Genomic DNA, 13,038 nt, shown 5'->3' with positions numbered 1-13,038 from the left:
CCGTTCACCGACTCACAAGCTCACAGTCGCGTGAGCAGCGTGTCCATTTCACCGATCTCCGTCTGCTGGGCCGTGATGATGTTCTGAGCCAGCTTCTTGGCGTCGACATCGGAACCGCTCGTGACCTCGGTCTGCGACATCGTGATTGCACCCTGATGGTGCTCGATCATCATCTCGAGGAACATTCGGTCGAACGCGACGCCGCTCGCCTGCGTGAGCTGCTGCATCTGCTCAGTGGTCATCGAGCCGGACACACTGTCGGTCCCGCTCGTCGGAGCGTGGTTCATGCCGGGCATGCTGCCGGTCGCCGGGGGCATCTGCCCCCACTTCTCGAGCCAGCCGGTCATGGTCTGGATCTCGGGCGTCTGAGCTGCGCCGATGCGCGTGGCCAGGTCCAGGACCTGCGTGTTCTGGCTGCGACCTGCCGCCAGCCGGGCCATCTCGACCGCCTGCTGATGGTGCACGATCATGCCCTGCGCGAACGTGATGTCCGCATCGTTGCGCGACGCCGACGGTGCTCCGGTTGCGGGGGACGTGGGTGGCGCGGACGGCATAGACGACATGGCCGGCATCGGACTACTGCATCCGGCTACTGCCACACCGGCGATCGCGAGCGCGACGATCGATCTCGTACCCGACGTGATGATGTTCATGATGGTGGTTCTCCTGTGCGATGAGAAGCGGATGAGAGAACTGCGGGTGCAACCCGCTTCCCCCTCAGTTCCGCAGCACGCACAGCAACGCGAGGCGTACCCGGGTCGGCAGGGGTGGAGCTCGCGGTGCGGAGCCATTCCACCCTGGGGACTGGAGCGGTGAAGGCGAGGCCGGAGCAACGGCCAACGCAACGAGCATGCCCAGAACAACGGCGGCGGCGATGGTCAGCACGGCCAGGCACAGATGCTGCAACGCCATGTCGTGACCGCTCTCGGGATGCTCGCCATGTAACGGGCCCCGATCTGTGGCCATCGCCGGCTCAGCGGAGATCGTCACGGTCGGAAAGATCTCTGCCGAGTCGGCGCCGACGTGGACCGGATCGCCACTTGCTATGGACAGGTGATGCATGCCGATCAGGCCGACGAGCACGGCCGTACAGATCAGGACGAACGCGGACGTTCTCCAGTCGGTCATCGGTGCTCGTGTCGACATCGTGACCAGAGGATATCGAGCGGACTCAACCGGGGCCTCGCTGACCTACTACACCGATGCGACGTCTGCCGTGCGGGGACGGGTCACGATTCGTTCGGTGTCGCGACCGGCAGGCGCCCACGCCGAGATGGTGGCGAGTGCGGCCGCCACCAGCGCCGACAGCACGACGACGCCCGACCACAGCTCGACCGGCCAACGCACCCCCTCGGTCACGGCGACCGCGGCCAGTTGCGCCGGCCAGATCAACACCGGCAGCGCGGCAGCCGAGACTGCAAGCTTGGTCGTCCTCGCGAGCGAGGTCTGGTCGATCGTGTGAATGACGAAATCCACGACCCCCGCCGCGGCGGTGACCGCACTCGCCATCGCGATCCCGAGCGGCGTGAACCCGCCTACCACGACCGACAACCAGGCGACCATCCCGACAACGAGCGCGGTCGCACCGCGGGGGCGTCGACCCAGACGTTCGGCGAGCAGCAACGGGGCCACGAGCAAGACGGTGGTCACCAGGTATCCGGCCAGGCCGGCGATGGCCGGCAGCTCTGCTGCTTCGTGCCCGGGCGCTCTCTCGGGAATGCGCGTCAGTTCGCCGGCAGCCGCCGCAGGGTTGGTGAACACCGAGACATACAGCAGGAAGAACGACGCCAACGCCGTGACCAGAGCCAGTGCCAGCACCGCCGGGAGCTCGCCACGCAGGGTCGACCTGCCCCCGGTCACCGGGCGGCGCCAGATGGCCCGCAACGGGGCCGTCAGCATGAGCGAGGCGCCGGTCAAGAGCACGAGGTGGGTCGGGCTCAGCAACGCATCGATGCCGATCTCCACGCCGAACACGATGTGCCAGACCATGTCGCCGACCCCACCCGCACCGAACAACACCACGCCCACCGCGGCCAGCCCATAGCCGGGCGGCAGCGCACGTGCCCACGGCAGCGCCGTACGCCGACCTCGAAGCGCGAGCACCGCGAGCCACGCGGCCCCAGCCGCGAATCCGCTGTAGAGCAGGCCATGCCACGGCGTGAAGAACGTCTCCAGCCCGGGCAGGTTCAGGTGCGCCCAGCCGTCGGTGAACAAGCCGACGATCATCCACACCCCGAACACCGCGGTAAGCAAGTCGTCTCGTGCCGACGAGACGTTCGCCGCGCTTCCCGATCCGGCGCCCTCGGTCGCCACGTGTCCTGCATTCATGACATCCTCCTCGACCTATATACCCCCACGGGGTATGTAGGTTCTTACGCTGGCAGTCGCTTGGCTGTCAAGCCGGCAGCCATCGGACTCGCACAACGGAGAGCCGGGTCTACGACGTGAGGGAACTGTCGAGCGCAGTACGACGATGCCTCCGATGACGCCCCGCAGCCGCGCAGCCGTAGGCCTGCACGCACCTGTTCGGCGGCGAGCGCCACCAGGTCCACGGATCGCAACGCCGCAGAGCTGCATGAGTGACGACATCAACATAGGGTACCCCCCTATGGTATATTCGGCTCTGATCGGCGAAGGAGAGGCATGAACGGCTACGCGCAGGACAAAGACACCTACCTCAAGCGGATGCGTCGGATCGAGGGGCAGGTCCGTGGCATCGCGAAGATGATCGAGGACGACAAGTACTGCATCGACGTGCTGACGCAGGTCTCCGCCGCGACCAGGGCGCTGGAGGCCGTTGCGCTGGGCCTGCTCGACGAGCACCTCAAGCACTGCGTCACCGAGGCCGTCGCCCAGGGCGGGCCGGTGGCCGAGAAGAAGATCGCGGAGGCGAGCGCCGCTGTCGCTCGCCTCGTCAAGTCCTGAACGACAGGAAGAGGAGAACCGGCATGAGCACAACCACCTACACCGTGACCGGGATGACCTGCGGGCACTGCGTCGCGTCGGTCACCGAGGAGATCAGCGAGCTCGCGGGCGTGACCGAGGTGGCGGTGGACCTGCCGACCGGGGCGGTGACCGTCACCAGCTCCGACCCGCTCGACGACGCCGACCTGCGCGCCGCCGTCGAGGAAGCGGGCTACCAGCTCGCAACTCCGACCGGTTAGGCCAGATCCAGAGGCAAGGACCGTCATGAGTATTGCAGCCAAGCTCTCCGCCTACGGTGCGGCGCTGGCCCTGGTCGTCGCTGGCGCATTTGCGACCGGAACCGCTGTCGGTCCCCTTTCCACCGCGACCGCCGCGCAAGGCGAGCACGGTGGCATGTCCGGCGCAGCACCCTCGGGTGCTGAGGGTGCCGGGCAGGGGGACGCACACAGCGGCACCGTCACGGGGATCATGGACCAGCCCGGCGGGCTGGCATCGAGCCGGGACGGCTACATCCTCACGTCCACGGCAACGACGCTCACCACCGGCACCTTCACCTTTCGCATCTTCGGACCCGACGGCGCTGCCGTCACCGCTTTCGACGTCGAGCACGACAAGCGGATGCACCTGATCGTCGTCCGCCGTGACACCACCTCCTTCCAGCACGTCCACCCCGACATGGCGCCGGATGGCACCTGGTCGGTCCCGTTGAGCCTGCCAGCGGGCGGTAGCTACCGCGCGTTCGCCGACTTCACACCGACCGGTGCGGAGGGGCTGAAGCTGGGCATCGACCTCGTGGCACCAGGGACGTTCGATCCGGTCACCCACCAGCCCAGCCGCGTCGCCGTCGTCGACGGCTACGAGGTCCGGCTGGGCGGCGACCTGATCGCGGGGCGGGCTTCACCGGTCACGCTGACGGTGAGCCGTGGCGGGCAGCCGGTCACCGACCTGCAGCCCTACCTCGCCGCCTACGGGCATCTGGTCGCGCTGCGCGAAGGTGACCTGGCCTACCTGCACGTCCACCCCGACGGCGCACCCGGCGACGGCCGCACACCGGCCGGACCGCAGATCGAGTTCGTGACCGAGGTACCCAGTGGCGGCACCTATCGACTGTTCCTGGACTTCCAGCATGCGGGCGTCGTCCGCACCGCCGAGTTCACGGTGCTGACCGGGTCGAGCAGCACCACACCCGCACCTGCGGCCGACACTCCCCCGGCGCCGGCGGGTACTCCGACGACAACGGCCACCGATGGACATGGAGGGTCGCACGGATGAGTTCCACCACAGCACCGACCAGCGCCACGGTCACCGACATCGAGCTCGCGATCAGCGGCATGACATGCGCGTCGTGCGCCAACCGGATCGAGCGCAAGCTCAACAAGATCGACGGCGTCACCGCGACGGTCAACTACGCCACGGAGAAGGCCCGGGTCAGCGCCCCCGCGGGCGTCGAGACAGCGGCGCTGCTGGCGCAGGTCGAGGCGGCAGGCTACAAGGCCGCGCTCCCGAAGCCTCCAGCCCCAGAGCTGGCGGACGACGATGCCGACAACCGCGACGAGACCCGCCCGCTGCGCGACCGGCTGATCATCAGCACGGTGCTCTCGGTACCGGTGGTCGCGATGTCGATGATCCCGGCCCTGCAGTTCACCTACTGGCAATGGATCTCACTGGCCCTCGCCGGACCCGTCGTGATCTGGGCGGCATGGCCGTTTCACCGGGCGGCCTGGGCGAACCTGCGCCACGGCGCGGCGACCATGGACACCCTGGTGTCGGTGGGTGTGCTGGCGGCGTTCACGTGGTCGCTGTACGCATTGCTGTTCGGCACAGCAGGCATGCCGGGCATGGTGCACGCCTTCGAGCTGACGATCGCCCCCAGCGACGGCGCCGGCAACATCTACCTCGAGGTCGCCGCCGGCGTCACGACCTTCATCCTCGCCGGACGCTACTTCGAGGCCCGGTCCAAGCGGCGCGCCGGCGCCGCGCTGCGGGCGCTGCTCGAACTCGGCGCGAAGGAGGTCACGGTCCTGCGGGACGGCATCGAGGTCCGCATCTCCGCGGACGATCTCGGCGTCGGCGACCGGTTCATCGTCCGTCCCGGCGAGAAGATCGCCACCGATGGTGCCGTCGAGGACGGCAACTCCGCCGTGGACGCCTCCATGCTCACCGGCGAACCGGTACCGGTCGAGGTCGGCCCGGGCGACACCGTCGTCGGCGCCACCGTGAACGCCGGCGGGCGCCTCGTCGTGCGCGCCACCCGCGTCGGCGCCGACACCCAGCTCGCGCAGATGGCGACGCTCGTGCAGGACGCGCAGACCGGCAAGGCCGCCGTCCAGCGCCTCGCGGACCGCATCTCCGGCGTCTTCGTCCCGATCGTCATCGCGCTCGCCGCTGCGACGCTCGCGTTCTGGCTCGGCACCGGCATCGGCGCCGCCGCAGCCTTCACCGCCGCCGTGGCCGTCCTGATCATCGCCTGCCCATGTGCACTCGGACTCGCCACCCCGACCGCACTGCTGGTGGGCACCGGCCGCGGCGCCCAGCTCGGCATCCTGATCAAGGGTCCCGAGGTGCTGGAATCCACCCGCCGGGTCACCACCATCGTGCTGGACAAGACCGGCACCATCACCACCGGCCGGATGTCGCTGGTCGGGATCCACACCACCGACGGTGTTCAGGAGCGCGACGTCCTGCGACTGGCGGGTGCGCTGGAGAACGCATCCGAACACCCGATCGCCGCGGCGATCACCCTCGGCGCCCGCGAACGGGTCGGCGACCTGCCCCCGGTGGCGGACTTCAGCAACCAGCAGGGCCTCGGCGTGCAGGGCACCGTCGACGGCCACGCCGTACTCGTCGGACGACCCACGCTGCTGCAGCAGTGGAGCCAACCCCTCACCCCGGACCTCGCCGCAGCCCAGCTCGCCGCCGAGCAGCAGGGCCACACCGCGGTCGCCGTGGCGTGGGACGGCGCCGCGCGGGCCGTGCTGGTGGTTGCCGACACGGTCAAGGCCACCTCGAAACAGGCCATCGACCAGCTTCGCGCTCTCGGGCTCCACCCGATCCTGCTCACCGGTGACAACACGACAGCAGCGCGCGCCGTCGCCGCCGAGGTCGGCATCGCCACCGAGGACGTGATCGCCGAGGTCCTGCCCGCCGACAAGCTCGCCGTCATCACCCGGTTGCAGGCCGAGGGGAAAGTGGTAGCCATGGTCGGTGACGGCGTCAACGACGCCGCCGCACTCGCGCAGGCCGACCTCGGCCTGGCCATGGGCACCGGCACCGATGTTGCCATCGAGGCCAGCGACATCACCCTGGTCCGTGGCGACCTCCGTTCCGCCGCCGACGCGATCAGGCTGTCCCGACGCACACTGGCAACGATCAAGGGCAACCTGTTCTGGGCGTTCGCCTACAACATCGCCGCCCTGCCGCTCGCGGCCACCGGACTGCTCAACCCCATGATCGCCGGCGCTGCCATGGCACTCAGCTCCGCGTTCGTTGTCGCCAACAGCCTGCGCCTGCGCAGCTTCCGGTCCCAGGCCATCGTCACCGGTTAGGCCGGCTGGCTCCTGCAGGGCCGGCGGGCAGGCAACGGCGAGGTCCGCGAAGCGTCCGAGGCCGTGCCCGCTTGGTCCGCTGCTCGAGCTCAGCACAGCACTCAGGTTCGGAAGCTGACGTGAAGATGGTCGTAGTGACCGCCCGTTGCGTCCGACGCGTCGTGGATGCCGCCGCCGGTGTACTCACGGCCCCAACCGTTCTGGTCGGGGACTCCGGAAATCCAGATCCGGCCTTGCCAGATCACGTACGAGATCTGCAATGCGTCGGCGTTGCTGCGAAACCATTCAGCGGCTCGCCACCCGTTCTCCTGCTCCGGTCCCCAGGCGAAACTCCCCGCCGTCCCGGGAAAGAGGTCGCATGCTTTGCCGAGCGGATGGTCGCTCTTCTGACTCGGCGGGCGCGGCGAGTAGCAACTGGTCGATCGGATGATCGGGCCCTTCCGCAGACCACCGAACGCGCCCTCGGCCTGGGCCAGGGCATACCGTGTGGTGGCTGTGACGCACCCCGTCGTGGTCGGGTCATCCTCGACACACCCGCCGGTCCCGCCGGGAAAGGCCGGGACCATGCCACCCGGACCGGACGGACCACAGCCAGGAGATCCGTTCCCCCCGGCCGTGGAAGCCGCCGGGCTGATGCCGGCCAGCAGATCAGCAGCGTCCTGCTCCCACTTCGCGTAAGCCAGGGGAAAACCCGACCGCTGCACCGACTGGGCGGCCTGCCACAGCGGCATTGCAGTCCAGTCAGGGACGGCGAGCAGACGGGTGAAGAACTGGGTTGCGGCGTACTCGGGGTCCAGTACCTGCGCCGGGCTGCCCCAGCCCTGTGAGGGACGTTGCTGGAACAGTCCCAAGGAGTCGCGGTCGCCGTAGGAAAGGTTGCGCAGACCGGATTCCTGCATGGCAGTGGCGAGCCCGACCCATAGTCCGCGCTCAGGAATCTTCAGGTTGCGCCCCGTGGCGACGATGACCGCCGCATTCCGACGCTGTTCATCGCTGACCGTCGATGGACCGCTCGCCTCGATCGGGACCGCTGCCGAGATGTCTGTGCAGCCTGCAACCCGTGGCGACGGCCACACCATCCAGGCGAGCCCGGCCATGCCAGCCGCGGCCGCCGCCCCCACGACGACCACGACCACCAAAGCGGCAACCAACCTGCGACATGCCCGGCCAAGGGCGAGTGCAGCGAACTCGCCTGAGCTCAGCCCGACGCGGCGACGAGGTTCCACGTCCGGCCCGCGTCCTCGGTGGAATGAACACCGTCGGAGGTGGCAACAACGTACCGGCCCGGTCCGAGCACCTTGAACGCCTGCGGTGGCGCACCCAGTGAGCCCTCCCCTGACCACACGCCCCCCGTCGAGGCCCACAGTGTGCCGGTCTGATCGATCCCGGCCAGAGTGGTGTCACCACCACCTCCAATGCGAGCAGCGTGATCGACAAGTACGAGCGGCCGGGGCGGTTGCTGTACGGCTGCAGCGAACGTGGTTCCGCCGTCGGCACTTTCCAGTAGGCCTGAGGAGCTGGTGGCCAGGACCCGGTGCTTGTCGTCGGGGTCAACCGCGAGTGCGCCCACATCCGAGATCGTGGCGCCTCGTTGCCAGGCGATTCCACCGTCGTCACTACGCATGATCATCATGCTGACGGCGTCCCACCCGTACACCGTGCCACCCTCGACCGAGAGGGCATGGAAGTCGGTCTGGCCACCCAGCGCGACCGGGGACCAGCTCAGGCCACCGTCATCGCTGCGGATGAGCCCGACATTCACTGGTCCGGCGTCATGGGGCCCAGGATGTCCACTGCCCAAGAAACGGTTCCGCCCGATGACGGCGAAGCCCATGGTGTCCTGGATGTGATCGGCGACGCGCACCGGCCCAGTCGGCCCGAGACGGAAGATCCCCGTATGGGTCGCCGCGTAGGTCGTCCCGTCCTCAGGGTTGTTGGCGAGAGCGTGGACGTGCCCGAATCCTGGCTTCACGGCCGAGGCATCGGCCCGAGCCGGCTGAGAACAGCCGGCGACAATGACGGTGCCGGTCAGCAGAACAAGGGCGACGCTGTATCGGCGTGCGGGTCTATGGGAGTACATACTGATCATCTCTCGGGCATGCGCTGCCGTTCGAACGGCAGCGCGGCGGGGTGACGCTGGAGGCTCTGACCGGGAAGGGAGCGGCCGCACGACATCGCGAGCGGGTCGCCTGAGCCTGCAGTCGTCGCGATCAACCTCGGGCCCAGGGGCCTTGGCCGTGCGACGGCGGGTCGGGCTACTGACGCAGTACGCAGAGCCGGTAGAACCCGGGGACGCTGGGCGGTCGAGACCCGGTGAATCGCGCAACGACGGCACGGCATCCCCGCAGAAGCCTTTTCCTGGGCGACGACATCGGTTGCGGTCGCATCGGGAAGGCGGCAAGCAGGGTGCAGAGAACCAGGATGCAGCCGTGCAGCCCCGCCGTCATCAGCTCGCCGGCCGAGACAGCGGCCGTGACAGCGGCGTCCTCGCTGAACCCGCCGCCGTGGTGGTGAGCATCGTCGGCCGTGTGACGGACGATCGACAACGATCCCTCAGCCCCGGTTACGGTCTCGGCCGAGAGACACTGCCCGAGCGCGAGGATGCCGACCACTGCGAGCAGAACCGGCAGGGCCGCGGCCACGACGATGCGTGCCGCGCCGGGTGAACCTCCGCTGAGCGCCATCGACGACGATGATGCCGTATGGATGGCCTCGGGGTCGAGGAACATCGGAACGGTGGACGGCGCTAAGCGTTGATCATGGCTTGACCGGCCGATCTGCTCGTTGACCGGCAGGTCGGTGAGCTGGTGAGGTTCGCTGCGATTCCGCCGCAGTGGGCAGGCGCAGCAGCAGGAGAGATGCGTTGCCGGTTGAGTTCCTGTCCGACGACCAGGCTTCGGTCTACGGTCGCTTCACCAGCGGGTTCACCTGCACCGAACTGGAGCGGTAATTCTTCCTCGACGACGCTGACCGGGCCCTGGTCGAGCCGAAGCGCCGCGAGCACAGCAAACTCGGGTTCGCCGTCCAGCTCGCCACCATTCCCTGGGCCGGGAGACCTTCCACGGCAAGCGCGGCGAACTGCGCCAGCGCTACTACGAGGGCATGGAAGACCAGCTCGGGGCCCTGGGCCTCGTGTTGAACGCGATCGTGCTGTTCAACACCCGCTATCTGGACGCGGCGATCGCCGAGCTGCGCGCGGGCGGCTACGAGGTCCGTGACGAGGACGTCGCCCGGCTCTCCCCGTTCGGCCGCCACCACGTGAACCTGCTGGGCAGGTACTCGTTCCTACTGCCCGCCGACCTCGGCGGGGTCTGCGGCCGTTGCGCGACCCGAGCGCGGCCGATGCCGACGAGGAGGACGACGAGTCGATCTGACTGATCGGGGTGCGGGCCGAGGGGATCGGGGCGGTTGCGCCGCCCGGTTCCCCCGGCTCCGATCTCTCCTGGACCGCAGGGAAACTGCTGGTCATCGGCGATGTGTGCGATCCCGACGGCGTTTGCTTGCTCATCGCCGATTAAGTGCGTGTACGCTTACCGTTCGTGGGTGCTTACGGAGACGCCGGTCTGGGTTTACTCGGTGACCCAACCCGGCGCGCCATCTTCGAGCTCCTCGCCCGTCGCCCGTGCTCGGTGCAGGAGCTGGCCGACCAGCTACCGATCAGCCGGCCCGCGGTGTCGCAACACCTGCGCGTGCTCAAAGACGGCGGGCTGGTGGTCAGCCACGCCGTGGGCACCCGCCGGGTCTACCAGCTCAACGCCGAGGGTGTCACCGCGCTGCGCGCGTGGCTCGACGGCGTCTGGGGCGACGCACTGGCCGGTTTTCACAAGGCCGCCGAGGCGACGGCCAACCCCGATCCCGATCCCGATCCCGATCCCGATCAGGAGAACACATGACCACGACGGCTCCGATCCCGCCGATCACCGGGACGGTCACCATCGGCGTGTCGGTAGATCAGGCATTCCGTGTCTTCACCGGCTCGTTCAACACCTGGTGGCCGCATCAGTACCACATCGGCCAGGCCGAGGTGGCCGAAGTGATCCTTGAGCCCCACAACGGGGGCCGCTGGTACGAGCGCGGAGTCGATGGCACCGAATGCGACTGGGGCCGTGTGCTGGCCTGGGAACCGCCAAACCGGCTGGTGTTCACCTGGCAGATCAGCGGGACGTGGCAGTTCGACCCCGACCCCGACCATGCCAGCGAGATCGAGGTCCGGTTCACCTCCGAGGCACCCGACCAGACCACGGTCAAGCTCGAGCACCGGTACTTCGATCGCCTCATCGGCGGCCAGGCCATCCACGACGCGATCCGCGGCGGCGGCGGATGGACGTTGCTTCTCGACGGCTTCGCCAAGACCGTCACCGACCGGGCAGCGAACCAGTCGTGACCACCACCGTGGACGCGATGAGCCTGGCCTACGATGAACGGTCCGACCTCGCCGATCTCCTGACGACCTTGACCCCGGCCCAGTGGGAAGCGCCGACGCTGTGCACGCGGTGGCGCGTCCGCGACATGGTCGCGCACATGTTCAGCTACGAGGAACTCGGCACCGGCGGTCTCATCGCCCGCTTCATCAGGAGTGGCCTGAACCCCGGGCGCGCCAACGCCATCGGCGTCGCCGCCTACGCCCACCACGGCACCGACGACCTCCTTGCGCTGGTCGAAGACCACCTCCGGCCGCGCGGACTCACCGCCGGGTTCGGCGGCCGAATTGCGCTCACCGACGGCCTCATCCACCACCAGGACATCCGCCGCTCCCTCGGCCTGCCCCGCGACATCCCCGCCGACCGCATGCTCTGCACCCTGCAGTTCGCGCGCACCGCGCCCCCCATCGGCGCCAGGAAACGCATCCGCGGCCTCACCCTGATCGCCACCGACCTCGACTGGACCACCGGGACCGGACCCGCCGTCGAAGGACCCGCCGAAGCCCTGCTGATGGCCATCGCCGGACGCCACGGCACCGTCGATGACCTGTCCGGTCCCGGCCAGCAGACCCTCGCCGAACGCATCGGCGGCTGACGCGGAGGCGTGGTACCGGCCGATCCGGTGCGGCAGGGGCATGCGGCGCCGGCTCGCCGCATTGCTCAGCTGCCGTGCGCGGGTGCGCTGTCGCTGCTCGTGTAGGCGAGGGCGTAGGTGACCCCTTGGGGGTCACGTTCCACGGCGCTGGTGTCGAAGCCCGCGGCGTCGAGCGCCTGCTGGATCCCGCGGGTGGTCGGGACCCGGTAGACGGCTGGGTCGAACCGTCGGGGCAGGCCGTGCTCGGCGGCTCGGAAGGCGATCACGACACGGCCGCCGGGGGCCAATACGCGGTGGGTCTCGCGGAGACCGGCGGCGAGGTCGGCCCAGAAGTAGACACTGTGCACGGCCAGGACGGCGTCGACCGCGGCGTCGGGCAGGGGTAGCGCATCGGCGTGGCCGGTGAGCAGCTGCACCTGCTCGGCGCGGATGGCGGCGGCGTTGCGGCGGCGGGCCTGGGTGAGCATCACCGGGGAGGCGTCGATGCCGGTGACGTGGGCACCGGCCGCGGCAAGCTGGAGGATGGCCCGGCCGGGTCCGAACCCGATCTCCAGCACCCGCTCCCGGGGTGCGGCGGCGAGCAGGGTGAGCGCCTTGTCGTTGGCCGCTGCGGTCTCGGTCACCCAGATCCGACCCATGGCGTGGCCCAGCACGCCTCGTGGGTGCGCGGCCTGTGCGGACAGGACGCGCCCGAGCAGGCCCGGTCGGTGTTCAACGGGGCATTGGCGAGCCATCGGAATCTCCCGTGAAGTCGGTGATGGTGCGGGGTGGTGCGGGCGCGGACCTCAGCTGTCCCGGTCCGTGGCCAGAGCAGCGGCGAACAGCTCGGCGAGCGTGGCGGTGATGACGTCCTCGGGCTGGGTGGTGTGGAAGGGCAGCGGAGCGGGGTCCCAGTGCCGGTGCACCGCCCACAGCACGCAGGTCTCCACGACGGTGCGGGCGAGGACGTCGAAGGCGGGGGATGGCCGGAGCAGTCCCTGCTCGGCGCGCCGGACCAGGTAGTCGCGTAGCTGTTCGACCAGGCGCGCGCGTCCGGTGCCGAACCACAGCTGCGCGAGGTCGTCGATCTCGGGGGCGCACCGGTCGACCAGCTTGATCGCCCGTCGGTGCCGGGTGAGGCGGGCCATCAGATCGGTGACGATCGAGGTGATCTCCGCGACCGCCGGGTCCGGTTGTGGGCGGGCGGCGATGCGGAACAGCTGAAGGTCGGCCACCTCACCGAGGCGCTGCGCGACGACGGTGACCAGCTCACCGTCGGTGGGAGCGGGCAACGGCCACGCCTCGGGTTCGGGCAGTGGGGCCAGGCCGTCGGCATAACGGATGCACGCGAGCAGCAGCGCATCCTTCCCCGCGACCGCCCCGTACACCGTCCCCTTCGCCACGCCAAGGGCGTCGGCCACGTCCTGCATCTGCGCGCGGCGGTAGCCCTGGGCGACGAACACCGCCGTCCCAGCCTCGATCAGCGAGGCGAGACGACCGGCGGGTATCGGGCGGGGCACCACGCCATCCTACGTTGACTGACCTAGTCAGTCAATGTAGGGGTGGCACCAAC

Annotated in this window: 15 protein-coding genes and 1 pseudogene; 8 read left to right on the top strand and 8 right to left on the bottom strand. The window is 69.1% G+C overall.

Annotated elements, in window-relative coordinates; genetic code table 11:
• Positions 1 to 20 precede the first annotated feature (20 nt).
• The 3 genes from ACFPFQ_RS46820 to ACFPFQ_RS46810 form a co-directional block, all read right to left on the bottom strand.
• A complete protein-coding gene (locus ACFPFQ_RS46820; RefSeq protein ID WP_379629785.1) occupies positions 21 to 653 on the bottom strand; it encodes a DUF305 domain-containing protein in 633 nt (210 codons plus the stop codon).
• 64 nt (positions 654 to 717) lie between these two features.
• Positions 718 to 1,128 carry a DUF6153 family protein gene (locus ACFPFQ_RS46815; RefSeq protein ID WP_379629784.1) on the bottom strand — a complete coding sequence of 137 codons (411 nt, stop codon included), beginning with the start codon at positions 1,126 to 1,128 and terminating at the stop codon, positions 718 to 720.
• A 66-nt stretch (positions 1,129 to 1,194) separates the two neighbouring features.
• Positions 1,195 to 2,328: a hypothetical protein gene (locus ACFPFQ_RS46810; protein WP_379629783.1), complete on the bottom strand. Its 1,134-nt coding sequence runs from the start codon at positions 2,326 to 2,328 to the stop codon at positions 1,195 to 1,197.
• 315 nt (positions 2,329 to 2,643) lie between these two features.
• On the opposite strand from ACFPFQ_RS46810, the gene ACFPFQ_RS46805 reads away from it, so the two are divergent.
• Genes ACFPFQ_RS46805 through ACFPFQ_RS46790 form a run of 4 tightly spaced genes read left to right on the top strand, consistent with a single transcriptional unit; the run spans position 2,644 to position 6,470 of the window.
• Positions 2,644 to 2,925: a metal-sensitive transcriptional regulator gene (locus ACFPFQ_RS46805; protein WP_379629782.1), complete on the top strand. Its 282-nt coding sequence runs from the start codon at positions 2,644 to 2,646 to the stop codon at positions 2,923 to 2,925.
• A 23-nt stretch (positions 2,926 to 2,948) separates the two neighbouring features.
• Positions 2,949 to 3,164: a heavy-metal-associated domain-containing protein gene (locus ACFPFQ_RS46800; RefSeq protein WP_379629781.1), complete on the top strand. Its 216-nt coding sequence runs from the start codon at positions 2,949 to 2,951 to the stop codon at positions 3,162 to 3,164.
• A gap of 25 nt (positions 3,165 to 3,189) precedes the next feature.
• On the top strand, positions 3,190 to 4,197 hold the full coding sequence (locus ACFPFQ_RS46795; RefSeq protein WP_379629780.1) for a hypothetical protein: 1,008 nt from the start codon (positions 3,190 to 3,192) through the stop codon (positions 4,195 to 4,197).
• Positions 4,194 to 6,470 carry a heavy metal translocating P-type ATPase gene (locus ACFPFQ_RS46790; RefSeq protein ID WP_379629779.1) on the top strand — a complete coding sequence of 759 codons (2,277 nt, stop codon included), beginning with the start codon at positions 4,194 to 4,196 and terminating at the stop codon, positions 6,468 to 6,470. The genes ACFPFQ_RS46795 and ACFPFQ_RS46790 overlap by 4 nt, the downstream gene beginning before the upstream one ends.
• 101 nt (positions 6,471 to 6,571) lie before the next feature.
• Here the strand turns inward: ACFPFQ_RS46790 and ACFPFQ_RS46785 are convergent, their stop codons facing one another.
• The 3 genes from ACFPFQ_RS46785 to ACFPFQ_RS46775 form a co-directional block, all read right to left on the bottom strand.
• Positions 6,572 to 7,606, bottom strand: coding sequence for a hypothetical protein (locus ACFPFQ_RS46785; RefSeq protein ID WP_379629778.1), 1,035 nt, complete (start codon positions 7,604 to 7,606; stop codon positions 6,572 to 6,574).
• 62 nt (positions 7,607 to 7,668) lie between these two features.
• Positions 7,669 to 8,559, bottom strand: coding sequence for a F510_1955 family glycosylhydrolase (locus tag ACFPFQ_RS46780; RefSeq protein WP_379629777.1), 891 nt, complete (start codon positions 8,557 to 8,559; stop codon positions 7,669 to 7,671).
• Positions 8,560 to 8,725: 166 nt separating this feature from the next.
• Positions 8,726 to 9,199 carry a hypothetical protein gene (locus ACFPFQ_RS46775; RefSeq protein WP_379629776.1) on the bottom strand — a complete coding sequence of 158 codons (474 nt, stop codon included), beginning with the start codon at positions 9,197 to 9,199 and terminating at the stop codon, positions 8,726 to 8,728.
• A 307-nt stretch (positions 9,200 to 9,506) separates the two neighbouring features.
• On the opposite strand from ACFPFQ_RS46775, the pseudogene ACFPFQ_RS46770 reads away from it, so the two are divergent.
• The 4 genes and pseudogenes from ACFPFQ_RS46770 to ACFPFQ_RS46755 all read left to right on the top strand — a co-directional run.
• Positions 9,507 to 9,844 (top strand): annotated as a pseudogene (locus ACFPFQ_RS46770) (Tn3 family transposase); the annotation flags it as partial.
• Positions 9,845 to 10,009: 165 nt separating this feature from the next.
• Positions 10,010 to 10,363 (top strand): ArsR/SmtB family transcription factor, encoded by a 354-nt coding sequence (locus ACFPFQ_RS46765; RefSeq protein WP_379629775.1) that lies wholly within the window; start codon positions 10,010 to 10,012, stop codon positions 10,361 to 10,363.
• Positions 10,360 to 10,854, top strand: coding sequence for an SRPBCC family protein (locus ACFPFQ_RS46760; RefSeq protein ID WP_379629774.1), 495 nt, complete (start codon positions 10,360 to 10,362; stop codon positions 10,852 to 10,854). The genes ACFPFQ_RS46765 and ACFPFQ_RS46760 overlap by 4 nt, the downstream gene beginning before the upstream one ends.
• Positions 10,851 to 11,486, top strand: coding sequence for a maleylpyruvate isomerase family mycothiol-dependent enzyme (locus ACFPFQ_RS46755; RefSeq protein ID WP_379629773.1), 636 nt, complete (start codon positions 10,851 to 10,853; stop codon positions 11,484 to 11,486). The genes ACFPFQ_RS46760 and ACFPFQ_RS46755 overlap by 4 nt, the downstream gene beginning before the upstream one ends.
• Positions 11,487 to 11,551: 65 nt before the next feature.
• Here the strand turns inward: ACFPFQ_RS46755 and ACFPFQ_RS46750 are convergent, their stop codons facing one another.
• Together ACFPFQ_RS46750 and ACFPFQ_RS46745 are read right to left on the bottom strand one after the other, a co-directional pair.
• On the bottom strand, positions 11,552 to 12,220 hold the full coding sequence (locus tag ACFPFQ_RS46750; RefSeq protein WP_379629772.1) for a class I SAM-dependent methyltransferase: 669 nt from the start codon (positions 12,218 to 12,220) through the stop codon (positions 11,552 to 11,554).
• A gap of 51 nt (positions 12,221 to 12,271) precedes the next feature.
• On the bottom strand, positions 12,272 to 12,985 hold the full coding sequence (locus ACFPFQ_RS46745) for a TetR/AcrR family transcriptional regulator (protein ID WP_379629771.1): 714 nt from the start codon (positions 12,983 to 12,985) through the stop codon (positions 12,272 to 12,274).
• Positions 12,986 to 13,038 lie beyond the last annotated feature (53 nt).

It is taken from the genome of Pseudonocardia sp. GCM10023141 (assembly GCF_042653605.1).
This window is presented reverse-complemented; position numbering and strand designations above follow the sequence as displayed.

What these genes read in the sequence shown, in the direction of transcription:
- ACFPFQ_RS46820 (WP_379629785.1), bottom strand. Translation starts at nt 653, where the DNA reads ATGAACATCATCACGTCGGGTACGAGATCGATCGTCGCGCTCGCGATC.
- ACFPFQ_RS46815 (WP_379629784.1), bottom strand. Translation starts at nt 1,128, where the DNA reads ATGACCGACTGGAGAACGTCCGCGTTCGTCCTGATCTGTACGGCCGTG.
- ACFPFQ_RS46810 (WP_379629783.1), bottom strand. Translation starts at nt 2,328, where the DNA reads ATGAATGCAGGACACGTGGCGACCGAGGGCGCCGGATCGGGAAGCGCG.
- ACFPFQ_RS46805 (WP_379629782.1), top strand. Translation starts at nt 2,644, where the DNA reads ATGAACGGCTACGCGCAGGACAAAGACACCTACCTCAAGCGGATGCGT.
- ACFPFQ_RS46800 (WP_379629781.1), top strand. Translation starts at nt 2,949, where the DNA reads ATGAGCACAACCACCTACACCGTGACCGGGATGACCTGCGGGCACTGC.
- ACFPFQ_RS46795 (WP_379629780.1), top strand. Translation starts at nt 3,190, where the DNA reads ATGAGTATTGCAGCCAAGCTCTCCGCCTACGGTGCGGCGCTGGCCCTG.
- ACFPFQ_RS46790 (WP_379629779.1), top strand. Translation starts at nt 4,194, where the DNA reads ATGAGTTCCACCACAGCACCGACCAGCGCCACGGTCACCGACATCGAG.
- ACFPFQ_RS46780 (WP_379629777.1), bottom strand. Translation starts at nt 8,559, where the DNA reads ATGATCAGTATGTACTCCCATAGACCCGCACGCCGATACAGCGTCGCC.
- ACFPFQ_RS46775 (WP_379629776.1), bottom strand. Translation starts at nt 9,199, where the DNA reads ATGTTCCTCGACCCCGAGGCCATCCATACGGCATCATCGTCGTCGATG.
- ACFPFQ_RS46760 (WP_379629774.1), top strand. Translation starts at nt 10,360, where the DNA reads ATGACCACGACGGCTCCGATCCCGCCGATCACCGGGACGGTCACCATC.
- ACFPFQ_RS46750 (WP_379629772.1), bottom strand. Translation starts at nt 12,220, where the DNA reads ATGGCTCGCCAATGCCCCGTTGAACACCGACCGGGCCTGCTCGGGCGC.